The organism is Bartonella sp. CL25QHWL (assembly GCF_042195335.1).
GTDB lineage: Bacteria > Pseudomonadota > Alphaproteobacteria > Rhizobiales > Rhizobiaceae > Bartonella.
On the sequence record NZ_JBHIOE010000002.1, the window covers coordinates 159,065 to 185,147 of the forward strand.

Sequence of the window (26,083 nt, forward strand, 5' to 3'; positions counted from 1 at the left end):
GATTGAACACCAATATTAAGCTTAAAATAGTGGCAGAAAAAACGATGAATTTTGCAAATACGAAGCAATTATTAACTCTTTGGATTGGTGCATTTGTTGGAGCTTTCTTTTTGCATGTATTATTGGGAGCGCAGTTTTATTTTCAAAGTATTGGTGTAAGTAATGGCTTGCTCTCGTCGGAGATTATGCTGACTTTTGCGCAAGAAACTGTATATCCGGATGTTGATACAGACTTGCCAGATATTCATACAGAGTCGGATATTAATACAGAGCCAGAAGTATTACAGTCTGATCTCCTAGAGCAGGAGTTAGAAGGATTGCAATCCGTGGATGAAGTTCAATCGCAAGAACCTCAGCATATAGTAAAACAGGATGACTTAAAGTCTTTAGAAGACCCCCTTCCTCAAAAAGTGGAGCATAAAGCGTTTATCAAAAAAACAATACCGATGCCAAAGGCTGTAGTAAAGCGCTCCAATACAAAGGCGGTACGTTCTTCTTCCACCAATAAGGGCGGTGGTACAGCAGGGACTGAAGATATGTTGTTAATGGAGTGGTTAGCAAAGGTACAGTCACAATTAGAAAGGCAAAAAAATTATATTGTGGGACAGCGTACCAGTCATACAAAAGGAACGGTGAAGTTAGAATTTATGGTACATGAGCAGGGGAGTATTTTTTCTAGTCGTGTAGCAGTCTCTGCTGGTGATCCGGAACTTGATCGATTAGCGATGGCGGCACTTCAACGCATTGGTTCTTTTCCACCACCACCACCATCAAAAGTGAATAAAACAATCAGAGTATCCCTAATATTTAGCTGATTTCTTATGCGGGGCGCTTTTCTTATAATATATTGATTTATAATGATTGTTTATAATTTTAATGAAAGTTAAAATATAGTTTGTTCTAATTTTTTTGACGTTGAATTAATCAAAACCATTCGCTTACTTATGATATAAGTTGAGGGGGGGAGCATGAATAAAAACTTCTAAAAAGCAGCGAATATACTTCTTATGAATACTCTAAATGAAAGGGTTGTTGCAACATTGGGAGTTATGGGATGATAGAGCTATAGCTTTTATTAAGTAATTAAGTAAAGGTTAATCGTGTCTAATCGATTTTTATACCGTTCGTGAGAGGATTTTCGTAAGTACTTTCCAGATACACCGTTGTGAAATAGACTTAGAAACATTAAAATAAAACAAGAATATCAATAAGAAAAACATACTATTTTGGGATGCTCTGTTTTTGTGTGAAGGATGTGAACTTATATGTAAAAATGAGAAAAACAAAAAGCAAAGCTTCATCTTCATCATTAAAAGATATTGACATATTTAAAAGTCGTAAAACCGAATGAAAGGGAAGGGGCAGAAGAAAATTGTTTGTCTTTAAGGCTTTCTAACTCAATGAGTCTGTCTTTCTGTTATCAGAGATAATCCAAACGATATATATAACAACCTACTCTCTATTTGGTATAGAAATGTTATAAGCAGAAAAAAATAGTTTTAAAATATGCTGTTTCACAAGATTTGAATATTGACTAATAAGCAACAGTAAAAGGATGAGCTATTTGTTTCACTCTTCTCTTATATTTGTAATCTCTATGATATTGTCGTTTATGTTGAGAAGAAATGAACTATTTGTATGACATGTTGATTTATAATGATAATTCATCATTTTGTATTTAGAATAAAAGACCCGAATAGCGCAGGGTTTTCTTATTTTGAATTTATTGATACTGAATCAATTAAAATTACTTGCTTATACATCATAAGAAGGCTGGTATGTGGGTACTATTTAAAAAGGAATAAAAACACTTCTTATGAATGCTTTCAAATGCTATTTGGGAAGTTAAGGCATATTATTTCCGTCGACCAGAAAGCAGGTCGGTTTTTATATCTATTTTCCCAGTGAGTCTTGCTTTGTAGACACCATAATTTTCCATGACACGCATCACGTAATTACGTGTTTCTGTATAAGGAATACGTTCAATCCAATCAATGACGTTATCGAGAGATTGTCCTCGAGGATCGCCATAACGTTTTATCCATTCATTGACTCGACGGGGACCCGCATTATAGCCAATAAGAGTTAGTATATAGGATCCATTAAAACGTTCTAATTGTTCATTGAGAAAATGGGCACCTAATGTTGCATTATAATGAGCATCACTGCTAAATTTTTTAGGAGACCATGCGATTGAGTATTTTTTTGCCAGTGCTTTTGCTGTTGTAGGAAGCAATTGGAGTATACCTTGTGCACCTGCTTTTGATATGGCTGTTGGATTAAATTCGCTTTCTTGGCGTGCAATGGCATAGATAAGCGATTTTTCTTCTACAGAAATATTAGCAGAAGCTGGTATAGCTCCCAGAGGATGAGAGAGTGCACCAACATTTTTTCCCTGAAAAGCAGCCATTTTTCCAATTTTGAGGCTGGTATAATAGTCTCCATTTTTTTCTGCCATAACAGCCAGAAGAGCTAATTCACCGGGGCTTTCTATTCTTTTTCCGAGCTCTCTATAAAAAATTTTAGCAAAATCAGCATAGCCGGCTGCTTCAAGACGTTGAATTGCTTTGATCGCTTTTCGTGCACTAAAATGTTGTCGCTCAGCGGTTGTTGGTTTGGGAAAGAAAACTTTAAGCTTTTTTTGGTTGAGTCGTTCAGCGGCTAATTGACCATAGTAAGTTGCACCAAAATGAGCAGCGCGATGAAAGTATTGCTGGGCATTTTGATGTTCTTTTAGCGTTTCTGCTGTTCGTCCCATCCAGTAATATCCACGTGATGCATAAAAAGGTAAAGAAGAGAGTTGAGGAATACGTGAAAAATGCTGCATTGCTAATTTAGGGTTATGAAGAAACCGTAGTGCATACCATCCTGCATGAAACTCAGCATCGACGGCTAATGCAGATGTTATACCAGTGTGCGTTGCAACGAGTTGATAAGCAATTTTTGGTTTGTTTAAATCGAGCATTTCACGAGAAAGGGCGCGTTGTTCTTTCCACAATGAATGAGGGTTCATAAGGCGAAATGCATCGTTTGATGTTTTCATCATGAGTGCTGCGGCCGCATCATATTGCTCTGTTCGTCGAAGATGGCGTATTCGAGCAAACTGAAAAAGAGGATCTTTTTGCCATGATCTCTCTACAGCTTTTAATTTTTGTGTAGCTCTAGGATCATTTTTTTCAACGGCCACAAAAGCATTAAAAAGAGATTGAGCATGGGCTAATTTTGCAACGCGTGCTGCTGAATCAAAACGATGTGCATACAGCATAAACTGCATGCGTTTCAAATGATCAATAGGTTTTAATGCAGCGCTTGCATTTTTAAGAACAAATACTTCTTCTTTTGCACTGAGTTGTGTTTTATGCCACCATGGAGCAATAATGTGTTGAGCACGAGTGGTTTGTCTGGTTTCGATAAGTGCTTTAGCGAAGAGAGCCATCCCTTGTGCTGTTTGGGGCGGGTGATGAGAAAATTTTTGGATGATTGCGCGTGTAACGTTGGTTTCGTTAAGAAAAGCACGTTCAGCATTGCGTTGCATCGTTTCTATACCTGGCCATCCTTTTAGCATGTTGATTGCATTAAATATTTCAGAACTTGGTATATTCGCTTGGTTTGATACCCCCAGCGCCCATGTCAAAATATGACGATCAAGGCTATGTTTTTCCATTGAATTACGAAGATTTATTGTTTTTGCAATATTGTTGTTTGCTAGTGCATCTAGCCCAGCTTTCAGTTGCTGAAGTGTAGCAGTATTGTGTGATGTCGTGTGTATCTGTTGAAGAGGCTCTTGAGCTTCTTTTGTGGTAAAGGGAGTAGGGCGAACCAAAGGGATTGGCGCTTTCCCTTGCAAAAGGGGTGTTTGCGCGTATGCACTTGAAAATAAAATTCTTATTGCCAGTATAAGTGCAGTAAAGGTTGATACGAAAAGAGAGGTGGAGAATACACGCATAGAGAAAAGACCTTGAGACCTTGCTTTTTGTAAAAACTTAAGGATTTATAGAACACAAGCGTGAAAAACGCGTTAATATAGACGGCTTATTTTAAAGAACTGTTCAACATTTAAGGAGGGGCATTTTCATCTTATGAGGGCTTTTTTTGAAATTCATCTTGCTTCAATGATAGAGCAAGATTATGCTCTATTTAAAATTTATAAAAGGCGATTATAAAAAAATAAAAGCAAACATTATAGGGAGTTTATCATGCTCAAGGGAGCTATAACTGCGCTTATCACACCGTTTGATAACAAGGGCGCAATTGATGAGAAGGCGTTTTGTGATTTTGTTGAATGGCAGATCACACAAGGGATTAACGGTGTAAGCCCTGTTGGGACAACAGGTGAATCAGCAACGTTAAGTCATGAAGAACATAAGCGGATTATAGAATTGTGTGTTGAGCAGGTTGCAAAGCGTGTTCCTGTTGTTGCTGGAGCGGGATCAAATAGCACAAGCGAGGCTGTAGAGCTTGCACAATACGCGCAAAAAGCGGGTGCAGATGCAGTTTTGGTTGTCACTCCCTATTATAATAAACCAAATCAATCTGGTTTATACAAGCATTTTTCTTCCATTGCCAAAGCTGTTTCTATTCCGATTATAATTTATAATATTCCTGGTCGTTCTATTATCGATATGGCTGTAGAAACGATGAAAGACCTTTATCAAGATTTTAACAATATCATTGGTGTTAAGGATGCAACGAGCAGAATTGAGCGCGTTAGTGAACAAAGTGAAAAGTGTGGAAAAGATTTTGTGCAGCTTTCCGGTGATGATTGTACGGCGTTAGGTTTTAATGCACATGGAGGTATGGGGTGTATTTCAGTTTCCTCCAATGTTGCTCCGAAGCTTTGTGCAGAACTTCAAGCAGCTTGTTTTCGTGGTGATTATAAAACAGCACGAGAATTAAATGATCGCTTGATGCCTCTTAATCGTGCTGTGTTTATTGAACCTAGTCCAGCAGGTATTAAATATGCTGCTGCAAAATTAGGATTTTGTGGTGATACTGTGCGTTCTCCTATTGTTCCATTAACAGAAAGAACAAAGAAGATTATTGATGCAGCCCTCAGTCATGCTGGTCTTTTAAAAGCATAAAATGATATTGACAAAGCCATGAATAAAAAAAAGAACGCGCCCGTACGGAAAATAATTGCTGACAATCGTAAAGCACGTTTTAATTTTGAAATCCTTAATAATCTCGAGGCTGGTCTTGTCCTTCAGGGAGCGGAAGTGAAGTCCTTACGTTCTAATCATGCCAATATTGCTGAAAGCTATGCGAGTTTTGAGAATGGGGAATTATGGTTAGTAAACAGCTATATTCCTGAATATACGCAGGCTAATCGTTTTAATCATGAACCACGACGTTTGCGCAAATTATTACTTTCAAAACGTGAGATGGCACGTTTTTTTAATGCAACGTCTCGTGAAGGAATGACACTTGTTCCTCTCAAACTTTATTTTAATGAACGAGGGCGCGTTAAGTTGGAGATCGCTCTAGCGCGGGGGAAAAAGCTTCATGATAAGCGCGAAACGGAAAAAAAACGTGATTGGGGACGTGAAAAAGCAAGACTTTTAAAAAGATATGGATGATGGATGCAATTTCGATATTCTTTATTTATAGCACTTTTTAAAACAGTTTTAGCATTGATCTAAGTATGTTTTTGCTGCTTGAAAGATTTGGTGAAACATGGCGTCTGTCAAGCGCCCAGTATTTGTATTATAACGAGAACAGTGATAGCTCGAAAAGATGCGTAATCTGCCGATGTTATTGATTTCACCATGTCCAAAAGGGTGAGATAAAACTTTTGCATTAAGGGCACGTATCGTTGAATGGTGCGCAATGGTGCCTAAGGTGATAACGGCTTTAAGTTTGGGAAGATTTGTTAAAAGAGGTGAGAAGAAATAGCGGCACGTGTTAATTTCTGCACCGGTGGGTTTATTTTCTGGTGGAACGCAACGAACAGAGTTAACGATTGCTGCATCAATAAGTTCAAGAGTATCGTCTGCTCTTTCTTCAAAGGCTCCTTGGGCAAAACCAAACTTTTTTAAAGTTGAATAAAGTAAGTGCCCAGCATAATCACCAGTAAATGGACGTCCAGTTCGATTTGCTCCGCGCAATCCAGGAGCAAGCCCAACAATAAGAAGGCGTGTTGTGTCGGGCCCTTTATGAGGAAAGAATGGGCGCACCGGTGCGTTATACCAACTTGGTTCTTTTACACGCCAGCCAGCGATAAATTGATGAAGCCTAGGACATAAATTGCAATTTTGGGGTGGTTCTGGGCAAAGTGATGTTAATTGGCTATTCATGGTGTTAGGCATCAATCGTTTTTCTATTTTTTTGAGTCTTTTATAGCGTATATGACGGGTTATGTTTTGATAAACAATCTATAATGAATATAAATAAACTTTTTTAGAAGAAAGTTTAATATAAACTTATTGCTAATTATTGTGTAAGAGGTCATCTTTCAGTAATTTATTCGATGAATAAGAGTGCAATACACATGATGTTCAAAGAAAAAAAGTTTTCTCTTTAGATAAAGATATTATCATAAAAAGTATGCGTAAGGCTGCCGTTATTGCAAAGGATTTTAAATAGCTGGTATTCCTTTTAAAAGGATGAATACTCCAGACAAACATTTTATCAAGAAAGACCGTCCTTTGTTTGAAGTCAATCTATTGGAATGCTTTTACGAGAAACTTTGATAACGAGCATGAATAGGTTATACATTTTTATAAATTTTCCAAGAATTTTCTTAAATAAGTTCTTTAATCAAAAAATATAAAAGTTTGTGTTGTTTTTCTTGTGTTTTATTTTGATTATTGTATATACTCCTTTATCCGCTATTAAATTTTTTTATTTGAGAAAGAGGCATAAATGGCCCGCGTAACGGTAGAAGATTGTATTGATAAAGTTGACAACCGCTTTGAGTTGGTACTTTTAGCAGGTCATCGGGCGCGTCAGATTTCACAAGGAGCGCAGATTACGGTTGATCGCGATAATGATAAAAATCCAGTTGTTGCTTTGCGTGAAATAGCAGAAGAAACATTGTCGCCTGCTGATTTAAAGGAAGACCTTATTCATTCGCTGCAAAAGCATGTGGAAGTAGATGAGCCAGAAATGGCAAGTGAATTTATTACCCATTCAGGTGAAGCTGAAAGTGTTTTTAATACGTCATCGCAAGAAGAAGGTACTTCATTTGATCATATGTCAGAAGAAGAGCTTTTAGCGGGTATTGAAGGTTTGGTTGTTCCAGAAAAAAGTGACGATTATTAATTGCAGCAATTTATGTTACAGGAGTAAAGATACTTTGTCATGTGAGGAGCAATTATTTTTCGTGTCTTTTATTAATAGGACGTGTTCAATAAAGATTAGGGGTGTGAAAAGATAAAGGATATGCTCGTATGATGCGTCAGTGTGAGCTTGTTGGACGTGTTCAACGTTACAAGTCTGACGTAGATGAGGCTCTTTTAAACAGGGCCTATGATTATGCAATGAAAAAGCATGCGCATCAAAAGCGTGCGTCAGGTGATCTTTATTTTTCTCATCCTTTAGAAGTTGCTGCTATTTTGACAGATATGCGGTTGGACGAGGCAACGATTGCTGTTGCTCTTTTGCATGATACAATTGAAGATACAAGCGCTACACGAGCAGAAATTGATCAGCTTTTTGGTTCTGAAATTGGGAAGTTGGTTGAAGGGCTTACAAAGCTTAATAAGCTTGATCTTGTATCAAAGAAAGCCGTACAGGCAGAAAATCTTCGTAAACTTCTTATTGCTATTTCTGATGATGTTCGTGTTCTTTTAGTCAAACTTGCTGACCGTCTTCATAATATGCGTACCCTTGGTGTTATGCGTGATGATAAACGTCGGCGAATTGCTGAAGAGACGATGGATATCTATGCGCCACTTGCAGGCCGTATGGGTATGCAGGATATGCGTGAGGAATTAGAGGATCTCTCTTTCTTTTATTTAAATCCAGAAGGCTATCGTACGATTACCAATCGACTTTCTGAATTATTGAAACACAACCGTGATTTGCTTTCCACAATTGAAAATGAATTGACAAAACTTTTTTTGGAGCATGGCATTAAAGCAGATGTTAAAAGCCGTCAGAAAAAATCTTATTCAGTCTTTCGCAAAATGGAAAGTAAAGCATTATCTTTTGAACAATTATCGGATATTTTTGGATTTCGTGTGATTGTTGAGTCCGTGAATGATTGTTATCGTGCTCTTGGTGTCATTCATACGACATGGCCAATGGTTCCTGGTCGTTTCAAAGATTATATCTCTATACCAAAGCAAAATGATTATCGTTCTATTCATACAACAATTGTTGGCCCTTCAAGACAACGTGTTGAGTTGCAAATTAGAACGGCTGCTATGGATGAAGTTGCTGAATATGGGGTTGCTGCTCATTCCATATATAAAGAGCGCGGTTCCAATTATTCGACTGTGAAGTTATCAAGTGAAACGAATGCCTATGCATGGTTGCGTCAAACGATACAATCTTTGTCTGATGGAGATAATCCAGAAGAGTTTTTAGAACATACAAAACTTGAGCTTTTTCAAGACCAAGTTTTTTGTTTTACGCCGAAAGGTCGATTAATTGCTTTTCCTAAAGGAGCTACGCCTATTGATTTTGCTTATGCCGTCCATACAGACATCGGTGATTCTTGTGTGGGTGTAAAAATCAATGGTCGTATTATGCCTTTAATGACCAAATTAAAAAATGGTGATGAGGTTGATATTATTCGCTCACACGCTCAAATTCCGCCAGCAGCATGGGAATTTCTTGTTGTCACAGGTAAAGCACGTTCAGCTATTCGACGAGCAAGTCGTGCAGCGGTACGTAAACAATATTCGGGTTTAGGATATCGTATTCTCGAGCGTTCATTTGAATATATGGGAAAGCAATTTTCAAAAGACCTTTTGAAGAAAGTTTTGCCACGTTTAGCACGTAAAGATGTAGAGGATGTATTGGCTGCTGTTGGGCGTGGAGAGCTGTTTTCCGCTGATGTGATTAAAGCGGTTTATCCTGATTATCAAGATCACCGTGTGGTACAAAAGTCATCTTTTAGGCCTGGGGAAGAAGGTTGGTTTAATATTGAAAATGCTCAAGGTATGATTTTTAAAGTTCCAGAAAATGAAAAGAATGCAAAGGTCGAGAATCATCAATCTAAAGCATTGCCTATTAGAGGAACCCGTGGAGATATACCCGTACGTTTTTCACCGGAAGGAGCAGTACCTGGAGATCGGATTGTTGGTATTATGCAGCCAGGAGCTGGGATCGTTATTTATCCAATACAGTCTTCAGCTTTGATGGCGTATGATGATCAGCCAGAACGATGGATTGATGTTCGCTGGGATATTGATGCCCAAATGAATGAACGTTTTCCTGCACGGATGAATATTTTGGTTGTAAATAGTCCTGGTTCTTTGGCTGAAATTACACAAATAATTTCTGCTAACGATGCCAATATCCAAAATTTATCTTTTATCCGTACAGCACCAGATTTTACAGAAATTATGATTGATTTGGAAGTGTGGGATTTAAAACATTTGAATCGTATTTTTTCTCAATTAAAAAAGGCAGGTTCAGTAAGTACAGTACGGCGGGTTCATGGATAAAAAGAAAGATTTAGCAATGAATACACAAGATGTCATTGATATTTTTAAACAAGCAGATGCTATTCTAGAAGGGCATTTTATTTTAACATCGGGGCGCCATAGTGCGACTTATATGCAAAAAGCGAAAGTATTCATGCATGCTGACTTGACAGAAAAGTTATGTCGTGGATTGGCTGAAAAAATCAAAAAATCTATCGAGGAAAAAATTGATTATGTTGTTGGGCCCGCAATTGGCGGTCTTATTCCTTCCTATGAAACTTCACGTCACCTTGGTGTTCCTTCTCTTTGGGTAGAGCGTGTAAATGGCATCTTTGAATTGCGTCGTTTTGAAATCAAGAAGGGTGCACGGGTTGTTATTGTTGAAGATATTGTGACAACGGGTCTTTCCATTCGTGAGACTGTTGAAGCGCTTGTTGCAGCAGGAGCAGAGGTATTGGCCAGTGCATGTATTCTTGATCGTTCTGGTGGTAAGGTCAATGTTGGAGTTCCATTGATTGCGCTTGCTGAATACGAGATAACCTCTTATGCTAGTGATGCTCTTCCTGCAGAGCTTTCTGTTCTTCCAGCGATTAAACCAGGCAGTCGAAATATTTAATTGTCTTTCTATTTTTTTTTTGTGCAAAAGCTTAAAAAGATTAATTTGGATGATATAGGTTATTTCATTATCAAAAGATGTATATTGAGAGTCATATGCTTTTTCGTCGTCGAGAACCAATAGATTTTGTAACGCGTATTCGACTTTGGTTATGGCCACGTCGTTCATTTTCTCGCTCATTTTGCTACATATATAAACGTATTTTGCGTATATCAGCAACACCGCATGAGGTAGCATTAGGGGTTGCTGTTGGCATTTTTTTAGCTTGTTCCCCTTTCTTTGGGCTGCATATTATTTTGGCAATATTTTTTTCTTGGCTTTTGCGTGCAAACTTTGCTGCCGCAATCATTGGGACGATTTTTTCTAATCCACTCACATTTTTATTGATTATCATGGCTGATTATAAAGTAGGGTACTTTTGTTTATCACTTTTTAGCGATGTCAAAGAGATTTCTCTTTCGCAAATTCGTGCTCTATTTAATGGTTTGACATTGTCAAATCTCTCTCTCCTCTTTAAAGGCGCATGGGACACAATTATGAGTCCTATGATTTTAGGTGGAACTCTTTTAGGTATTGTTTTTGGTGGTTTATCTTATATAGGTGTTTACAGAGCAACGGTTCGTTTTAAACAAAAGCGATATCAAAAGATTATAAAAAAAAGGCGTTTAAAGAAGCGTTCATCGCCTGTATTAAAACAGAAATAAATTTGAGAAAGATCGGGTTAATATCTTATGATTATTGGTCTTGGAAATGATCTGGTTGATATACGACGTATTGAGAAAATGTTGGTTCGTTATGGTGAGCGTTTTATCCAACGTATTTTTACGGATATTGAAAAAAATAGATCTGAAAATCTCAAAAAAAGCTCCTCTTCCTATGCAAAAAGATTTGCTGCTAAAGAAGCATGTGCTAAAGCCTTAGGAACGGGAATCGCTTGTGGTATCAATTGGAAAGACATGGGGGTAGTTAATTTGCCATCTGGTAAACCAATAATGCAATTAACAAATCGTGCGCAAATGCAACTTCAAAAGTTATTACCTCCTCATCATGATGCAGTTATTCATCTTAGCATAACAGATGATTTTCCTTGGGCACAGGCATTTATTATTATCGAAGCACTTCCACGTGGATAGATGGCGTGAGAGATTGTGCTTTTGTTATTTGAATATTATGATGAAAAAAAATTATATCTGTGATGAGAAGGCAGTTGGTGATGATCCAAAAAGATAAAGTGCATAAAAAAGAAAAAAAAGGTGGGATTCGTGAATTTATTTCTGTTTTAGTACAGGCTCTGCTTTTAGCAGCGTTTATTCGGACACTTTTTTTTCAGCCGTTTAGTATTCCTTCCGGTTCAATGCGTCCTACTTTGTTGGTGGGAGATTATCTGTTTGTTTCTAAGTATGCATATGGGTATTCTCATTTTTCCATCCCCTTTTCTCCCCCTCTTTTTTCTGGACGGATTTGGGCATCTCAACCTCAACGTGGAGATGTGGTCGTTTTTCGCTTACCAAGTAATCCGAAGATTGATTATATAAAACGCGTTGTTGGGCTACCAGGTGATCGTATACAAGTCCGTCAAAGTGTTCTTTATATTAATGATGAGGCTGTTTCACGTCACTTTATGGGGGAGATTAATAATTCTGATATAACAGAGGTTAACTATCCTGTTGAGGTTTATCGCGAGACAATGCCTAACGGTGTCAGTTATGATACACTTGATTTAGCTTTCATCCCGAAAGTTGATGATACAAAAGTTTTTGAAGTTCCTCAAGGACATTACTTTATGATGGGAGATAACCGCGACAATTCAGATGATAGTCGTTTAGATGTAGGCTATGTTCCAGAAGAAAATCTTATTGGTCGCGCGAGCGTGATTTTCTTTTCTATCAGTAACGGTTCAAGTGCTTGGCAGATTTGGCGCTGGCCATTTGATGTGCGTTGGAAACGTTTGTTTTCTTTCATAAATACGGTTCATGATTTGCCGCTTATCAAGCAAGGAAACAACGATGAAACGTCTCATGATTGATCAGCTTTTCAAGCTGACGGGGCATCGTTTTAAAGATGAAGAGAGGTTAACGAAGGCATTAACACATTCGAGTGTACAAGATTCGGAACAGGGAAATTATGAACGACTAGAGTTTTTAGGGGATCGGGTTTTAGGGCTTTTGATTGCGGAAATGCTGTATCAACTTTTTCCTCAGGCAAGTGAAGGTGAATTATCAGTCCGTTTGAATCATCTTGTCAATGCGCAGACATGTGCTGATATTGCGCGTGAAATGAGGCTTCCTGATATGATCCGTGTTGGTTTTGAGATGAAAAATTTCGAGGGGCGTCGACTTATCAATATGCATGCAGATGTCGTGGAAGCTTTGATTGCCGTGATATATCTCGATGGAGGATTGGAAAGTGTTCGCCCTTTTATTCAAAAATATTGGCAAAGTCGGGCAAAGAAAATGGATGCTGGTCGACGTGATGCCAAGACAGAATTACAAGAATGGGCGCATATCCAAGGCAATGCACAACCACATTATCAGGTTATCAAACGTTCAGGTCCCGATCACGATCCTGTTTTTATGGTAGAGGTCAGTATTTCTGGGTTTGCTTCAGAGATTGGGCAGGGAAGCTCCAAAAGATATGCCGAAAGAATGGCAGCTGAAAAAATTTTGCGACGAGAGGGTGTATGGAAAACAGTGGGAAAAAATGATCATGAGTGACGTTATGAAAACGCGTTCTGGATTTGTTGTGCTTATTGGGATGCCTAATGCCGGTAAATCGACACTGGTTAATCAATTGGTTGGAACAAAGGTTTCAATTGTAACGCATAAGGTACAAACAACACGAACTTTAATCCGCGGTATTGTCATTCATGATGATGTGCAAATTGTGTTGGTCGATACACCGGGTGTTTTTCGTCCCCATAAGCGCTTAGAACGAGCCATGGTCTCTGCTGCTTGGGGAGGGGCTAAGAGCGCTGATGTTCTACTCGTTTTAATCGACGCTCAAAATGGTCTTTCGGATGAAGTTGATATGATGTTAGATATTGTAAACAATCTGAAACAAGAAAAAGTTCTTGTTCTTAATAAGGTTGATACAGTTGTTAAATCATCTCTTCTAGCGTTAACCACTAAAATAAATGAACGTGTAAAGTTTGCGCAAACATTTATGATTTCTGCTCTAAACGGTTCTGGTTGCAAGGATTTACTTCATGCGTTGAGTAATATGATGCAGGAGGGGCCATGGTATTATCCGGAAGATCAAATTTCTGATATGCCCATGCGTCATCTTGCTGCTGAAATTACGCGTGAAAAACTTTTTCTTCGTCTTCATGATGAACTTCCTTATTCCTCAACGGTTGAAACAGAAAGCTGGGAAGAGCGTTCAGATGGTTCCGTTAAAATTAATCAAGTTATTTATGTCGAGCGTGAGAGTCAGAAAAAAATTGTCTTAGGAGCAAAAGGCGATACAATTAAAGCGATTGGACAAGCAGCACGTAAAGAACTCATGGAAATTATGGATCAAAAGGTTCATCTTTTTCTCTTTGTGAAAGTGCGCGATAATTGGGATACCGATCCAGAACGTTATCGCGAAATGGGATTGGATTTTTTAAAATAAGATTTTTAAAAAATAATTAAAGTAAAATGAAGTGGAAAGAACAAGCCGTTATTCTTGGTACGCGCCAATATGGTGAAACAAGTGTTATTCTTGAGATTATGACACGTGAACATGGTCGTTATATGGGAGTGGTAAAAGGGGGGCGGTCGCGTCGTATGGCAGCTCTTCTTCAACCTGGAAATTTTGTGGAGGCTGAATGGTGGGCTCGTTTAGACGAACATTTGGGACTTTTTCGGCTTGAAGCTCTTGATTTACATGCGGCACGATTAATCTGTCTACCAGAAGCACTTTATGCTTTGCAATTGATAGCTTTTCATTTGCGGCTTCTTCCCGAACGTGATCCGCACCCCATTTTATATGATATTTTACACCTTTTTATGCAGAATTTTGATGAACCATTTGTAAATGCAGAATTGCTTGTACGTTTTGAAATGCGGCTTCTTGAAGAACTTGGTTTTGGTCTTGATTTATCTTGTTGTGCTGCAACAGGTCGTCAGGAAAGGCTTCATTACGTATCACCAAAATCTGGACGGGCTGTCTGTGAAGAAGCAGGGGAACCTTGGAAAAAAAAGCTTCTCATTCTACCACAGTTTCTTGTACAAAGAACGACTCGTCCTGCTGATTTTAGTGACATAATAAATGGTTTTATACTGACGGGTTTTTTTCTTATGCGTCATGTCTGGGAGCCACGAGATATAAAGCAGCCGTCAGTGCGCATGAATATGATACAATTGTTTGAGCGCCAATTTGGTGTGCAGGCATTAATTGGTTGATCTGATGATAATTGAATGGGAAAATGAGAATTTTAAAGACAATTGCTGAAGTCCGCCAATATACTTCAGAGGAACGACGTTTAGGTTTTTCGATTGGTTTTGTTCCAACAATGGGGGCATTGCATGATGGACATCTTGCATTAGTACAGTATGCAAGAGCAATGTGTGATCGCGTAGTGGTTTCTATTTTTGTCAATCCAAAGCAATTTGGACCTCAAGAAGATTTTTCTCAATATCCAAGAGATTTGAAGGGCGATTGTGCTTTGTTAAAAGAAGCAGGTGTTGAATGTGTTTTTGCTCCTTCTGTAGATGAAATGTGGCCACTGGGGAATGATACAATTGTACAAGTGAAAAAATTATCACGTATTTTGATGGGAAAATTACGTCCGGGGCATTTTTGTGGTGTAACAAGCGTTGTTGCTAAACTTTTTAACATTGTCCAACCAGATAAGGCTTTTTTTGGGGAAAAGGATTTTCAACAAATTTTAATTATTCGGCGTATGGTTGAAGATTTGGCTTTTCCTATTGAAATCGTTGGAGTTCCTATTCTACGGGAGTCAGATGGTGTAGCTTGTTCTTCACGCAATCAGCTTTTAACATTAGAAGATCGTAAAGCTGCCAAAATTATTCCTGAAAGTGGAAAAGCTGCTGAAAAGCTTTATCATGAAGGTGAACGGTCGGTTGATAAATTATGCAAAACTGTTCGTGATATTTTACAACAAGAAACGCGTGCAATCATTGAAGCGATAGATTTACGGGATATGGAAACTTTATGCGTGGTTAAAGGAACATTGAATAAACCGGCGGTTTTACTCCTTACTGTCCGCTTTGGTGAGGTAAGGCTGATTGATCAATATATATTGCAAGAGAAGAGTGGAAAATGAGTGTACATAAAACCGTAAAGCGTATAACATCTTCCGAAATACGTGCAAGAAAGGGACAACAGCCAATTGTTTCTTTAACAGCTTATCAAGCTTATACTGCGCGGATTGCTGATCCATATTGCGATATCCTTTTGGTTGGTGATAGCGTTGGGATGGTTGTGTATGGGTTTGAGACAACGCTTCCTGTTAATTTAGATATGATGATTTCACACGGGAAAGCCGTGGTGCGTGGATCTCAAAAAGCTCTTGTTGTTATTGATATGCCTTTTGGTTCTTATGAGGAAAGTCCAGAGCAAGCTTTTTTAAATGCATCGCGCATTCTTGCACAAACGGGGTGTGGTGCAGTTAAGCTTGAAGGGGGCGTTTATATAGCCGAAACAATAGATTTTTTGTGTAAACGTGGCATTCCAGTGATGGGGCATATCGGTCTTACACCCCAAGCAATGAATCGTTTTGGTGGTTTTAAAACACAAGGACGCAAGGAGAATGATTGGCAAAGAATTGAAGCAGATGGAGCAGCGATTGAAGAGGCAGGTGCTTTTGCTGTTGTTTTAGAAGCAATGGTCGAACCTTTAGCGGTGAAACTGACAAATAAGCTTTCTATCCCTACGATCGGTATAGGGGCGTCCAATCAATGTGATGGGCAAGTATTGGTTATGGAAGATATGTTGGGCTATGGTTCTCATGTGCCAAAATTTGTACGCCGTTATGGAGACCTTGAACAAGCCATGGAAACTGCAATAAAGAATTATGCAGAGGATGTCACATCTCGTGCTTTCCCCGCGGATAATGAAGTTTATAAACTAAAATAAACTTCAGTTTAAGATGAAAGGTTTGACAAGAGAACATTTGTTATTTTGATAATGAATGTGCATTTTTAATATATTTTGTATGCAATTTGAACTGTGATTTTTTCCATTTCTTTAATGAAGTCATGCCTCTCATGCAAAACAGAACGCCATTGGGTCGCTAATTCACGTGCTTTTTTAAAGAAAGCTTTCTTAAGGTACCCAATCCTATTTCGCGACGGCGTTCGTGAATAGTATAGTGGTAAGTCCCTTATGAAGTGTATAAAATTTATAGAGCACTCCCGTCTTTACGCTTCATAAGAGAGCAAGCCGGCATCATCACGCACTTTGCCAATTTTCAATGTTGCGACAGCGCTTAGCACTTGAGATAGTTCATAAGAGGCATTTTAATTCTTTCTTTAAAAAGTTTTATCTACACGCCAGCCCCACTTGTGGTGTGCAAGAGAATGATTTTGATTGATTCAATATAAACAGATTTGAAATGAGTGAAGCTTACGATATTAGGAGCTCTCATTCAAAATGAAAAAACAATGAATTATTATTATAAGTCAGTGTGATGATTCTGTAATGACAAGGAATCAACAATGCGAAGAGTCTATAATCTTTGGGCATCCAAGTCATTAAAGCGCGTTAAAAATGCGTTTTCAATGTGTTGTGTAGAATAGGGGGATAAATTAAGATCATCGGGTAGAATATTATTGGGAGAGCCAAAATAGCGAAGGGCTTCTTCTGTATTAAATCCAGCAAGCGTAATCGCTTCATAATAGGCAGCAATACGGTCGGCTTGTTTAATTTTTTTTAAAAGTTTTTGAGAAAGATCAACGGGAAGAGAAAAGCGCATGTGGATAGCATCTTGGATGCGTTTTTCAACGCGTTCATATTGTTTTCCTATGACAGCTTTAAAAGGGGAAATCATATCGCCGATGACATATTCTGGAGCATCATGAAGAAGGGCATAAAGACATTCGTTGCTTCCCGATTGTGGAAAAAGTTTTTGAAATATTTGTTCAACCAAAAGTGAATGTTGTGCAACAGAATAGGCATGCTCTCCTCGTGTTTGACCGTTCCAACGTGCCACGCGAGAAAGTCCATGGGCAATATCTTCAATTTCAACATCAAAAGGAGAAGGGTTGAGAAGATCAAGTCGCCTTCCAGAGAGCATTCTTTGCCAAGCGCGGGCTTCTCCATTTTTTAATAATTCAGCTTTAGCCATGAGTGTTTTCTATAGTATTTTCAGGAAAGGTAAAATTCATATTTTCAGCAATGCTTATAGTGACAGGAATGTTTTTTACAGTAAAGGGGATGTTATGATCCATAGCATCTTTGACGTGGTCAATACGCATTAAAGCAAGAGCCTCATTTTCTACACATGTTCCCAAGTAGCCAATTACTTTTGTTTCTGCTTCAATGCTAGATTGAGGGGTTAATTCACACTGGCCTTTTACAATAAAAATACGGCGACGTGCTGTACGGCGGTGGTGCATTCGTGAAACAATTTCTTGTCCAATATAACATCCTTTATTGAATGCAAGTCCATTGATTTGATCGTAATTAATATCATGAGGAAAGACTTTGCCAACTTCATAGTCTTGACCACTTTCCGCAATTGCATAACGGATACGCAATCGATTCCATGTGTCATGATATTCTGAAGTTAAAAAAGGTTTTTTGCTATAGATTCGTATTATTTTTTCTTGTTGTGGGAAGCGTTTATCAACAAAACTTGAATCAAAATTTAAAGCATCTGATTCATTATTCAAAGAAACTGTAACAAGCTCTTGGAATGGTTGTGTAATTTCTACTTTTTTGCGCAGCTTATAGAGCAACAGACGCTTATGGAGCGTATCAGCTAAAGGCATCCTGATATCAATCAGGTAACCATCTTCTTTTTTTCCGATAAGAAAATCAGCAAGAACCTTTCCTTGTGGGGATAAAAGGGCTCCAGGGAAAAGTTCCTGTGGACTGATTTTTTTTACATCTGTCGTGATCAGGGATTGTAGAAAATCTGTTGCTTCTTCGCCTGTAATTTGAATAAGCCCGCGGTTTTTTAAGCAAATGGCATTTTGTTTTTTAATCATGGTTCTTGCCTTTCTGCTCAAAGTTACATAATCGATAAGTGAGCAATATGTAAGGAGCGTGGTTATGTTTAAAACATTTGATACAATTTTTAAAGGTGCAACACTTGTGAATCATGATGGAAGAAGCAAGCGTGATATTGGTATTACAAATGGTCGTATTGCTGAAATAGGCGACCTTACATGTGCATCGGCTAGTGAGGTCATTGATTGTACAGGGCTTCATATTTTACCAGGAATTATTGATAGCCAAGTGCATTTTCGTGAACCAGGAAATGAATATAAGGAGGATTTGGAAAGTGGCTCGTATTCTGCTGTGTTAGGGGGGGTTACGGCAGTTTTTGAAATGCCTAATACCAGTCCATTAACAACATCAGAAGAAACATTAAGCGATAAGGTTAAACGCGCATTTCATCGAATGCATTGTGATTTTGCATTTTGGGTTGGAGGAACGCGTGAAAATGCTCATGAATTGTCTGAATTAGAAAGACTTCCTGGTGCGGCTGGAATTAAAGTCTTTATGGGGTCCTCTACCGGTGATCTTTTGGTTGATGATGATGAAAGTGTACGCCTTATTTTGAAGAATACACGCCGTCGTGCGGCTTTTCATTCTGAAGATGAGGCGAGGCTCAAAGAGCGTAAAATATTGCGTATTGAAGGTGATGCATCGTCACATCCGATTTGGCGTGATGAAGTTGCGGCATTAAAATGTACGCAGCGTTTGGTAAAAATTGCTCATGAGACGAAGGCTCGCATTCATGTGTTACATCTTTCGACAGAAGAAGAAATTGATTTTCTAAAAAAACATAAGGATGTTGCAACAATTGAAGTGACACAACATCATTTGACACTCACGGCTGATGATTATAAGAAGTTTGGTACATTAATTCAGATGAATCCGCCTATTCGTGAATTGCGCCACCGTGAAGCTCTTTGGTACGGTGTTCAACAAGGAATAATTGATGTCTTAGGCTCAGATCATGCGCCTCATACTCTTGAAGAAAAACTTCAACCTTATCCCTCTTCACCTTCAGGTATGACAGGCGTGCAAACAACAGCAGCAATTATGTTGACACATGTGAATGCAGGAAAAATATCTCTTGAACGTTTTGTTGATCTCACTTCACATGGCCCTAGTCGTATTTTTGGTATAAGCTGTAAAGGGCGCATTGCTGTTGGGTTTGATGCTGATTTAACCATTGTTGATCTTAAGAGAGAAGAAATTATTACGAATAGCTTAATTGGTTCTCGCGCCGGTTGGACACCTTATGATGGTCAAAAAGTTAAAGGTTGGCCTGTTGGGACTATTATCCGTGGTATGCGCGTTATGTGGGAAGGTGAAATTGTCACACCTTCACAAGGAGAGCCTGTTAAATTTATGGAAACTTTGGTGTAAACAGATTAAAATTATAAGTATGCCGTAAAATACCATCCTTTAGAGTGGTGATATAGGGTATGTCAGCCTCTTTGATACATAAGTGTTTTTTTAATGCGTGGTGAATATTCTTAGGCTTGTTTGTAGAAACTATGCAGCAAATTACATGCGTTAGAAGCTAAGAGGAACCTTGTTCAACAAGAACCTAGATTATTTACAGAGCAAATTTAGTTAAAAATCTTCGTCCTTTGAGGTGTGGGGAGGAAGCCAAAGAGCGATTTTGTATGGGGAAAAAGGCGCTCATACGAATAAAAGCGTATCGAGACATTATTCTTTAAACGTCTCTCTATTTTCAGAGCTGGTTTATTGCTCCCCGCATTTGTGAAAGGAGTATCATTGATACTGCTAAAATTGAGAGAGATACTTTTTGTATAGATTAATTATTTATAATGCATGAGGAGGTTTTCAGATAAAATTCTTCCTTCCTCAATGTATCTTTGATTGGCTTCAATGGCTTCTTGTGTACAATGATGATAATTTTCTGAGAAAGCACGATACGCTTCATTAAACGCTTCATAAAAATAAGCACGTCTTTGTGGAATGGGGTGTTCTGCTTCAATCAGTGCATTCATATAGTCATACCATTGGTTTGTTGGAGGCTCGCAAAGATTTTGGAGAGAATGCAATGATCCCAAAATTTCTGCTAGTCGGAGTAATTTTTTTTCATAAGGTGGAGATTGTTGTGCAAAGGTTGGCATTGAAATGACAAGAAATATTAAAATAATGATGTTCATCAATCTATTACGCATTATTTTTATTGCTTTCTTTGAATAAAACTCTGTAAGATAAAGTAATTTTGTCATGAGAACGGTGTAAAAAATAGAGTTAATTGCTACATTATTCTCAATTATTTATTATAAAATATAGGGCGTAAGAGGCTGTAAGGAACCCATTGTGGAATATTGAAAATACTGATGAAGCTTTGTGTAGTTTAAAATTTAAGATTTTCTTTCTGCAAACTATCTATTTTTCACATAGATTTATATTGTATTACCTATAGAATTTTTTCTAAGTTCGTTTTCTTTAAGGAGGGAGAGCATTTCTAATGATAGAACGCTTTTGTCCAATCAAATAAAATAGATTATTTTTATGATAAATGATGGATACAGCCGTGAATACAATGGGAAAATGGTAAGAAGAATTTACTATAAGATAAAAGTTTTTAGCCTAAACAGCGTAATACAATAATTTGAGATAAGATACATCTAAAAGGATCGGTGCATAATATCGTCCATGGAGTCAATAAATGAAAGAGTTGCGATTTTATAATACGCTGACACGTAAAAAAGAAAATTTTACACCAATAGATGCGACAAGAGTACGTCTTTATGTTTGTGGTCCGACAGTTTATGATTATGCGCATATAGGAAATGCACGCCCTGTCATTGTTTTTGATATTTTATTTCGTTTATTGCGTCATGTTTATGGTAATGAGCATGTTCTATATGCACGTAATATTACAGATGTTGATGATAAAATTAATGCACGCGCAGCTTGCGAATATCCAAACTTGTCATTGAATGATGCTATTCGTCAATTAACAGAACGTACATATTCTCAGTTTCAGCAAGATACAATAGCACTTGGTTGTCTTTTGCCAACCAGCCAGCCGCGCGCAACCGAGCATTTAGAGGAAATGCGCTCTTTAATTGAAAGATTGCTTGAAAAGGGGCACGCTTATAAAGCGGAAAACCATATATTGTTTTCTGTAAGTAGCATAAAAAATCCTCCCCATTATGGGGCATTTGCAAATCGTTCTTTAGATGAAATGAGGGCGGGGGCGCGTATCGATGTTGCTGCTTATAAAAGGGAAGAGATGGATTTTGTTTTATGGAAGCCTTCTGTGGAAGGAGAACCAGGTTGGGAATCACCGGGCGGAATTCCTGTTTTAGGTCGTCCAGGTTGGCATATTGAATGTTCTGCAATGTCAATGGCAAAGTTATTAGCGCCCTATGGCGGTGGTTTAACCTGTGATGATCCGACCGCCAATGTTTTTGATATCCATGGTGGTGGAATTGATTTAATTTTTCCTCATCATGAAAATGAGATTGCACAAAGTTGTTCAGCTTTTGGGACGGAGCGAATGGCTAATTTTTGGCTGCATAATGGTTTTTTACAAGTTGAAGGCAAAAAGATGTCGAAAAGCTTTGGCAATTTCATAACTATTCGTTCTGTTTTAGAGAATAATTTTTTGGAGTTTAATGGTATTTTAACCGATGAAATGAAGCAAAATTGGGCTGGTTTGTCTGCGCGTTTTTCGATGTTGCAAACGCATTATCGTGAACCACTAAATTGGACAGCGCAGCGTTTAATACAATCGAGCAGCGAACTGTATCGTTGGTATGAATGGCTTCGCAGCAAAAAGAGTGAGATGAAAAACAATGAAGCAATTGATGATACTTTGATAGATGCACTTAGTGATGATCTTAATACTCCAAAAGCACTGACTCTTTTGCGAAAATTTTATAAGGAAGGAAATGCTTTGGCTCTTGTAAATGGGATGAATTTATTAGGACTGTTACGACAAGAATGGATTAAAGGAATAGACTGCCCATTATTTATGAGAAAAACTTTCCTTGATACAAAATTTATTGATCAGCGCATTGCCGAAAGACTAAGACTTATCCATAATAAAGAGTGGGAAGCTGCGGATACAATTCGTGATGAGCTTGCAGCCGAGGGGGTTCTTTTAAAAGACAGTAAGGATCCGCAGAGTGGTGAGCGCATAACTGTGTGGGAAATAAAGCGACACTAATGTCTCTATTCCAGCAGCTCCATAAAAAAGGAGAATATGATGGAATTTTTATATCATTATGGATATATCGCGCTTAAGCTGGCTGTAGGTCTTGTTGCCTTCTTATTTATTTTAAGAACGACGGGGCGGGGGAGTCTTAGTCAAATGACACCAGTTGATTTGGTCAGTAATTTTGTTATGGGAGGTATTATTGGAGGCGTTATTTATAATCAGAATATTAGTAGCATTCAATTATTGCTTGTTTTACTCATCTGGCAAACCCTGATTACATCTTTTAATTTTATTGCACGTTATTCAGTTTTTTTTCGTCGTCTTATTGCAGGGCGGAATGTCACATTAGTTTTAGATGGAGTTTTCCAAATGGATAAGATTAAGAACTTGGGGATCAATATTAATGATCTCATTACGATGTTACGTCTTAAAGGGTGTCACTTACATGAAGCTGCTTTTGTTCGTTTGGAAACCAATGGTGATTGCACTGTCATTAAAAAGGAAGAGGGAAAGAAATCGACGATTTTAATAGAAAATGGTGAAGTTATTGATGATGGACTTAAAGAGATTGGTAAAACACAAAAGTGGCTTCAGGCAGAATTGAAAAAAAAACATGTAAAAGTTGAAAGTTTATTCGCAGCAGAGTGGTATGAAAATACAGATCAAAATAATAAATTGTATAGTGGATTATTTCTTGTTCCTTTTTCAAAAACAGTCTAACTTCAAAAAACGGGTAGGTATAGCTTATTGGAAGTATAATAAAGAGATAAATCTATAAATAACCACAGAGGGTATTTTGCCTGTTTGTGCGGATGATAGAGAAGTAAGGACTTTATGAAACGCAATGAAATGACAAAAACTGTATCATCAGATACAGGGAAGACTCTGCACACACTTTACAATTTATGGCCCTATATGTGGCCGGTAGGTCGGCGTGATCTAAAAATGCGTGTGCTATGGGCAATATTTTATCTTGTTTTGGCTAAGCTCGTTCTCATATCTGTACCGTATTTATTTAAATATTCTACGAATGTGCTTGATTCAAGCTTTCAGCTACCTGAATGGTTCCCATCCAGTTGGATTATTCCCATCATGCTCGTTTTGGCATACAATGTCGCGCGTATTATGCAGGCTGGATTAAATCAATTACGCGATTCCCTGTTTGCCACTGTTGGTCAATACGCTGTTCGTCAATTAGCTTATAAAACCTTTGTACATATGCATGAGTTATCCTTGCGATTTCATTTGGAACGCCGAACAGGTGGGCTTTCTCGTGTGATTGAGCGTGGAACAAAAGGAATTGAAGCGATTGTAAGATTTTCAATTCTTAGTACAGTACCGACAGTTTTAGAATTTATATTAACGGCACTGGTATTTTACATAAGTTATGGGTGGCATTATCTTCTCATCGTTGTTGCAACGGTTGGATTATATATCTTATTTACCATTAAGGCGAGTGATTGGCGTATTCGCATTCGACAAAAAATGAATACAGCGGATACTGAGGCGAATACTCGCGCTGTTGATTCTCTTTTGAATTTTGAAACGGTCAAATATTTTGGTAATGAAACTCTAGAAGCCGATCGATTTGATGCTTCTATGGTAGGTTATGAAAAAGCCGCAACAAAGATTTGGACATCGTTAAGCTGGCTTAATTTTGGTCAGACTCTTATCTTTGGTATTGGAATGACGATCATGATGCTGATGTCAGCTTATGAAGTTTTTTATAAGACACAAACTTTAGGAGATTTTGTTTTTATTAATGCGCTTTTAATGCAACTTTCTATTCCACTAAATTTTATTGGTTCAATGTATCGTGATATTCGACAAGGTTTAACGGATATTGAAGCAATGTTTGATCTTTTAGATGTTCAGAAGGAGATCGTTGATAAATCGGATGCTAAACCGTTAGAGATAAGCGATGGGACCATTTGTTTTCATCAGGTAAAGTTTTCCTACGATTCGAGACGTCAGATTCTCAGAGATATTGATTTTGAAGTTCCGGGAGGAAAAACAGTCGCCATTGTTGGTCCATCTGGTGCCGGTAAATCCACTATTTCTCGGTTGCTTTTTCGGTTTTATGATGTTGATGCGGGCTCTATCACAATTGACGGGCAGGATATTCGTGACGTAACACAAAAGAGTTTGCGTGAAGCGATTGGCATGGTCCCACAAGATACGGTGTTATTTAATGATACAATTGCCTATAATATTTGCTATGGGCGTCCAAGTGCTACAGATGAAGAGATGCGCAAAGCTGCTGAAATGGCACAAATATCAAAATTTATTGAAATTTTACCGGAAGGTTTTCAGTCTATGGTAGGAGAGCGAGGTCTCAAATTATCAGGTGGTGAAAAACAACGCGTGGCTATTGCCCGGACACTTTTAAAAGCTCCCCCACTTCTTATTCTAGATGAAGCAACGGCGGCTCTTGATACGGCGACGGAACAGGAAATTCAACAAGCATTAGATATTGTAAGCCGTGGACGTACAACATTGATTATTGCTCACCGTCTTTCTACTGTTATCAATGCTGATGAAATTTTAGTTCTTAAAAGTGGTCGTATTATTGAAAATGGGACGCATACAGAGCTTTTACGCAAGAAAGGTCTCTATGCTTCAATGTGGAATAAGCAGCTTGAAGCAACGAAAGCTGAAGAAAAGTTACGTAAAATGCGTGAAGAAGATGAGATGAGTGTTGTTAATCGTAAAAAATAAATAGAGCAAAATGTAATCTATATCTTTATATGGAGTGATTGATTAAATACATAAAAAGACACAAGAGGAACAAAAAGATTTGTTGCTTGTTTAAGTTTACGATGAATAGGAAATTATATGAGTATTCTGCAATCTTTCCATAATAGCTTTGTATCGGTTCATAAAGAAGGCTATCCTTTTATTGTAGCGTTTTTTGTTATTTCGCTCATTCTTGGTTGGATATGGAGTCCGTTGTTTTGGTTTGGTCTCATTCTCACGGTGTGGTGTGTATACTTTTTCCGTGATCCAGATCGTGTGATCCCTTTGAATTCAAATTGGGTTATGTCGCCTGCAGATGGGCGTATTTCATTTGTGGAATCATGTGTTCCACCTGAAGAATTAGGATTAGGGAAAGATGAAATGATCCGTATTTCCATTTTTATGGATGTTTTTTCATGCCATATTAATCGTATTCCTATCAGTGGTACAGTAGAGTCTATCGTTTATCAGCCAGGTCGATTTACTAATGCTGACTTTGATAAAGCTAGTCAGTTTAATGAGCGTAATGGGATGGTAATTGATAGCAAACATGGTAAAATCGGTATCGTACAAATAGCGGGAATGGTTGCACGCCGGATTGTTTGCTGGTCAAAAGAAAATGATGCCGTTATGACTGGTGAGCGATTTGGATTGATTCGTTTTGGTTCTCGCCTTGATATTTATATACCAACTGAAATGAAAGTGCGTGTTGCAGTTGGACAGACAGCAATTGCTGGAGAAACAGTTTTGGGTTCTTTTGATGATAAGAGTGCCACAACGGATTTCAGATACGATTAGGACTCA

Annotated in this window: 24 protein-coding genes and 1 pseudogene; 19 read left to right on the plus strand and 6 right to left on the minus strand. The window is 38.1% G+C overall.

Annotated features, from left to right (window positions below):
• Positions 1 to 44: 44 nt before the first annotated feature.
• Positions 45 to 815, plus strand: a complete 771-nt coding sequence (locus ACFILY_RS01880) for an energy transducer TonB (protein ID WP_273791122.1) — start codon at positions 45 to 47, stop codon at positions 813 to 815.
• 1,040 nt (positions 816 to 1,855) lie between these two features.
• Here ACFILY_RS01880 and ACFILY_RS01885 read toward each other — a convergent pair.
• Positions 1,856 to 3,946: a lytic transglycosylase domain-containing protein gene (locus ACFILY_RS01885; RefSeq protein ID WP_375637392.1), complete on the minus strand. Its 2,091-nt coding sequence runs from the start codon at positions 3,944 to 3,946 to the stop codon at positions 1,856 to 1,858.
• A gap of 250 nt (positions 3,947 to 4,196) precedes the next feature.
• Between ACFILY_RS01885 and dapA the strand changes: the two genes are divergently transcribed.
• Positions 4,197 to 5,081, plus strand: coding sequence for a 4-hydroxy-tetrahydrodipicolinate synthase (dapA, locus tag ACFILY_RS01890; protein WP_273791105.1), 885 nt, complete (start codon positions 4,197 to 4,199; stop codon positions 5,079 to 5,081).
• Positions 5,082 to 5,099: 18 nt separating this feature from the next.
• Positions 5,100 to 5,576, plus strand: coding sequence for an SsrA-binding protein SmpB (smpB, locus tag ACFILY_RS01895; protein WP_012231306.1), 477 nt, complete (start codon positions 5,100 to 5,102; stop codon positions 5,574 to 5,576).
• Positions 5,577 to 5,624: 48 nt separating this feature from the next.
• On the opposite strand, the gene ACFILY_RS01900 is transcribed toward smpB, so the two are convergent.
• Complete coding sequence (locus tag ACFILY_RS01900; protein ID WP_375637435.1) at positions 5,625 to 6,293, minus strand: uracil-DNA glycosylase; 669 nt, start codon at positions 6,291 to 6,293, stop codon at positions 5,625 to 5,627.
• 568 nt (positions 6,294 to 6,861) lie between these two features.
• Between ACFILY_RS01900 and rpoZ the strand changes: the two genes are divergently transcribed.
• The 11 genes from rpoZ to panB all read left to right on the plus strand — a co-directional run bounded on the left by rpoZ (position 6,862) and on the right by panB (position 16,290).
• On the plus strand, positions 6,862 to 7,260 hold the full coding sequence (rpoZ, locus tag ACFILY_RS01905; protein ID WP_273791104.1) for a DNA-directed RNA polymerase subunit omega: 399 nt from the start codon (positions 6,862 to 6,864) through the stop codon (positions 7,258 to 7,260).
• Between the two features lie 128 nt (positions 7,261 to 7,388).
• Positions 7,389 to 9,614: a RelA/SpoT family protein gene (locus ACFILY_RS01910; protein ID WP_375637391.1), complete on the plus strand. Its 2,226-nt coding sequence runs from the start codon at positions 7,389 to 7,391 to the stop codon at positions 9,612 to 9,614.
• Positions 9,615 to 9,630: 16 nt separating this feature from the next.
• Positions 9,631 to 10,209: an orotate phosphoribosyltransferase gene (gene pyrE, locus ACFILY_RS01915; protein ID WP_273791120.1), complete on the plus strand. Its 579-nt coding sequence runs from the start codon at positions 9,631 to 9,633 to the stop codon at positions 10,207 to 10,209.
• Between the two features lie 95 nt (positions 10,210 to 10,304).
• A complete protein-coding gene (locus tag ACFILY_RS01920; protein ID WP_375630786.1) occupies positions 10,305 to 10,913 on the plus strand; it encodes a DUF2062 domain-containing protein in 609 nt (202 codons plus the stop codon).
• Positions 10,914 to 10,940: 27 nt separating this feature from the next.
• Positions 10,941 to 11,342 (plus strand): holo-ACP synthase, encoded by a 402-nt coding sequence (gene acpS, locus ACFILY_RS01925; protein ID WP_273791101.1) that lies wholly within the window; start codon positions 10,941 to 10,943, stop codon positions 11,340 to 11,342.
• A gap of 80 nt (positions 11,343 to 11,422) precedes the next feature.
• Positions 11,423 to 12,235: a signal peptidase I gene (gene lepB, locus ACFILY_RS01930; protein WP_273791100.1), complete on the plus strand. Its 813-nt coding sequence runs from the start codon at positions 11,423 to 11,425 to the stop codon at positions 12,233 to 12,235.
• Positions 12,216 to 12,923 carry a ribonuclease III gene (gene rnc, locus ACFILY_RS01935; protein ID WP_273791099.1) on the plus strand — a complete coding sequence of 236 codons (708 nt, stop codon included), beginning with the start codon at positions 12,216 to 12,218 and terminating at the stop codon, positions 12,921 to 12,923. Before lepB ends, rnc begins: the two co-directional genes overlap by 20 nt.
• On the plus strand, positions 12,916 to 13,821 hold the full coding sequence (era, locus tag ACFILY_RS01940) for a GTPase Era (RefSeq protein ID WP_273791098.1): 906 nt from the start codon (positions 12,916 to 12,918) through the stop codon (positions 13,819 to 13,821). The genes rnc and era overlap by 8 nt, the downstream gene beginning before the upstream one ends.
• Before the next feature lie 26 nt (positions 13,822 to 13,847).
• On the plus strand, positions 13,848 to 14,594 hold the full coding sequence (recO, locus tag ACFILY_RS01945) for a DNA repair protein RecO (protein WP_273791097.1): 747 nt from the start codon (positions 13,848 to 13,850) through the stop codon (positions 14,592 to 14,594).
• Between the two features lie 23 nt (positions 14,595 to 14,617).
• On the plus strand, positions 14,618 to 15,478 hold the full coding sequence (panC, locus tag ACFILY_RS01950) for a pantoate--beta-alanine ligase (RefSeq protein WP_273791096.1): 861 nt from the start codon (positions 14,618 to 14,620) through the stop codon (positions 15,476 to 15,478).
• Positions 15,475 to 16,290, plus strand: coding sequence for a 3-methyl-2-oxobutanoate hydroxymethyltransferase (gene panB / locus ACFILY_RS01955; RefSeq protein ID WP_375630782.1), 816 nt, complete (start codon positions 15,475 to 15,477; stop codon positions 16,288 to 16,290). The genes panC and panB overlap by 4 nt, the downstream gene beginning before the upstream one ends.
• Positions 16,291 to 16,388: 98 nt before the next feature.
• On the opposite strand, the pseudogene ACFILY_RS09755 reads toward panB, so the two are convergent.
• The 3 genes and pseudogenes from ACFILY_RS09755 to ACFILY_RS01970 form a co-directional block, all read right to left on the minus strand.
• Positions 16,389 to 16,672: pseudogene (locus tag ACFILY_RS09755) on the minus strand (integrase arm-type DNA-binding domain-containing protein); the annotation flags it as partial.
• A gap of 210 nt (positions 16,673 to 16,882) precedes the next feature.
• On the minus strand, positions 16,883 to 17,500 hold the full coding sequence (locus ACFILY_RS01965) for a YfbR-like 5'-deoxynucleotidase (RefSeq protein WP_375630780.1): 618 nt from the start codon (positions 17,498 to 17,500) through the stop codon (positions 16,883 to 16,885).
• Complete coding sequence (locus tag ACFILY_RS01970) at positions 17,493 to 18,365, minus strand: YgfZ/GcvT domain-containing protein (RefSeq protein ID WP_375630778.1); 873 nt, start codon at positions 18,363 to 18,365, stop codon at positions 17,493 to 17,495. The genes ACFILY_RS01965 and ACFILY_RS01970 overlap by 8 nt, the downstream gene beginning before the upstream one ends.
• Positions 18,366 to 18,429: 64 nt before the next feature.
• Here ACFILY_RS01970 and ACFILY_RS01975 point away from each other — a divergent pair, with 64 nt between their 5' ends.
• A complete protein-coding gene (locus ACFILY_RS01975) occupies positions 18,430 to 19,758 on the plus strand; it encodes a dihydroorotase (RefSeq protein WP_375630776.1) in 1,329 nt (442 codons plus the stop codon).
• Positions 19,759 to 20,177: 419 nt separating this feature from the next.
• Here ACFILY_RS01975 and ACFILY_RS01980 read toward each other — a convergent pair whose 3' ends face one another.
• The gene (locus ACFILY_RS01980) at positions 20,178 to 20,546 is read right to left on the minus strand and encodes a TIGR02301 family protein (RefSeq protein WP_375630774.1); all 369 of its coding nucleotides are present in this window, start codon (positions 20,544 to 20,546) and stop codon (positions 20,178 to 20,180) included.
• 497 nt (positions 20,547 to 21,043) lie between these two features.
• On the opposite strand from ACFILY_RS01980, the gene cysS reads away from it, so the two are divergent.
• From cysS to ACFILY_RS02000, 4 genes are all read left to right on the plus strand, one after another.
• A complete protein-coding gene (gene cysS, locus ACFILY_RS01985) occupies positions 21,044 to 22,552 on the plus strand; it encodes a cysteine--tRNA ligase (RefSeq protein ID WP_375630772.1) in 1,509 nt (502 codons plus the stop codon).
• 39 nt (positions 22,553 to 22,591) lie between these two features.
• A complete protein-coding gene (locus ACFILY_RS01990; RefSeq protein ID WP_375630770.1) occupies positions 22,592 to 23,263 on the plus strand; it encodes a DUF421 domain-containing protein in 672 nt (223 codons plus the stop codon).
• A gap of 114 nt (positions 23,264 to 23,377) precedes the next feature.
• A complete protein-coding gene (locus ACFILY_RS01995) occupies positions 23,378 to 25,261 on the plus strand; it encodes an ABCB family ABC transporter ATP-binding protein/permease (RefSeq protein ID WP_375637390.1) in 1,884 nt (627 codons plus the stop codon).
• 117 nt (positions 25,262 to 25,378) lie between these two features.
• Positions 25,379 to 26,077, plus strand: coding sequence for a phosphatidylserine decarboxylase (locus tag ACFILY_RS02000; protein WP_273791087.1), 699 nt, complete (start codon positions 25,379 to 25,381; stop codon positions 26,075 to 26,077).
• Positions 26,078 to 26,083 lie beyond the last annotated feature (6 nt).

Excerpts from the sequence above, each read along its gene's own strand:
- ACFILY_RS01900 (WP_375637435.1), bottom strand. The coding sequence starts at position 6,293 with ATGAATAGCCAATTAACATCACTTTGCCCAGAACCACCCCAAAATTGC.
- panB (WP_375630782.1), top strand. The coding sequence starts at position 15,475 with ATGAGTGTACATAAAACCGTAAAGCGTATAACATCTTCCGAAATACGT.
- ACFILY_RS01920 (WP_375630786.1), top strand. The coding sequence starts at position 10,305 with ATGCTTTTTCGTCGTCGAGAACCAATAGATTTTGTAACGCGTATTCGA.
- era (WP_273791098.1), top strand. The coding sequence starts at position 12,916 with ATGAGTGACGTTATGAAAACGCGTTCTGGATTTGTTGTGCTTATTGGG.
- smpB (WP_012231306.1), top strand. The coding sequence starts at position 5,100 with ATGAATAAAAAAAAGAACGCGCCCGTACGGAAAATAATTGCTGACAAT.
- panC (WP_273791096.1), top strand. The coding sequence starts at position 14,618 with ATGAGAATTTTAAAGACAATTGCTGAAGTCCGCCAATATACTTCAGAG.
- rpoZ (WP_273791104.1), top strand. The coding sequence starts at position 6,862 with ATGGCCCGCGTAACGGTAGAAGATTGTATTGATAAAGTTGACAACCGC.
- lepB (WP_273791100.1), top strand. The coding sequence starts at position 11,423 with ATGATCCAAAAAGATAAAGTGCATAAAAAAGAAAAAAAAGGTGGGATT.
- cysS (WP_375630772.1), top strand. The coding sequence starts at position 21,044 with ATGAAAGAGTTGCGATTTTATAATACGCTGACACGTAAAAAAGAAAAT.
- ACFILY_RS01990 (WP_375630770.1), top strand. The coding sequence starts at position 22,592 with ATGGAATTTTTATATCATTATGGATATATCGCGCTTAAGCTGGCTGTA.
- pyrE (WP_273791120.1), top strand. The coding sequence starts at position 9,631 with ATGAATACACAAGATGTCATTGATATTTTTAAACAAGCAGATGCTATT.
- ACFILY_RS01910 (WP_375637391.1), top strand. The coding sequence starts at position 7,389 with ATGATGCGTCAGTGTGAGCTTGTTGGACGTGTTCAACGTTACAAGTCT.
- ACFILY_RS01880 (WP_273791122.1), top strand. The coding sequence starts at position 45 with ATGAATTTTGCAAATACGAAGCAATTATTAACTCTTTGGATTGGTGCA.
- dapA (WP_273791105.1), top strand. The coding sequence starts at position 4,197 with ATGCTCAAGGGAGCTATAACTGCGCTTATCACACCGTTTGATAACAAG.
- ACFILY_RS01965 (WP_375630780.1), bottom strand. The coding sequence starts at position 17,500 with ATGGCTAAAGCTGAATTATTAAAAAATGGAGAAGCCCGCGCTTGGCAA.
- ACFILY_RS01975 (WP_375630776.1), top strand. The coding sequence starts at position 18,430 with ATGTTTAAAACATTTGATACAATTTTTAAAGGTGCAACACTTGTGAAT.
- rnc (WP_273791099.1), top strand. The coding sequence starts at position 12,216 with ATGAAACGTCTCATGATTGATCAGCTTTTCAAGCTGACGGGGCATCGT.
- ACFILY_RS01970 (WP_375630778.1), bottom strand. The coding sequence starts at position 18,365 with ATGATTAAAAAACAAAATGCCATTTGCTTAAAAAACCGCGGGCTTATT.
- ACFILY_RS01885 (WP_375637392.1), bottom strand. The coding sequence starts at position 3,946 with ATGCGTGTATTCTCCACCTCTCTTTTCGTATCAACCTTTACTGCACTT.
- ACFILY_RS02000 (WP_273791087.1), top strand. The coding sequence starts at position 25,379 with ATGAGTATTCTGCAATCTTTCCATAATAGCTTTGTATCGGTTCATAAA.
- recO (WP_273791097.1), top strand. The coding sequence starts at position 13,848 with ATGAAGTGGAAAGAACAAGCCGTTATTCTTGGTACGCGCCAATATGGT.
- acpS (WP_273791101.1), top strand. The coding sequence starts at position 10,941 with ATGATTATTGGTCTTGGAAATGATCTGGTTGATATACGACGTATTGAG.
- ACFILY_RS01980 (WP_375630774.1), bottom strand. The coding sequence starts at position 20,546 with ATGCGTAATAGATTGATGAACATCATTATTTTAATATTTCTTGTCATT.
- ACFILY_RS01995 (WP_375637390.1), top strand. The coding sequence starts at position 23,378 with ATGAAACGCAATGAAATGACAAAAACTGTATCATCAGATACAGGGAAG.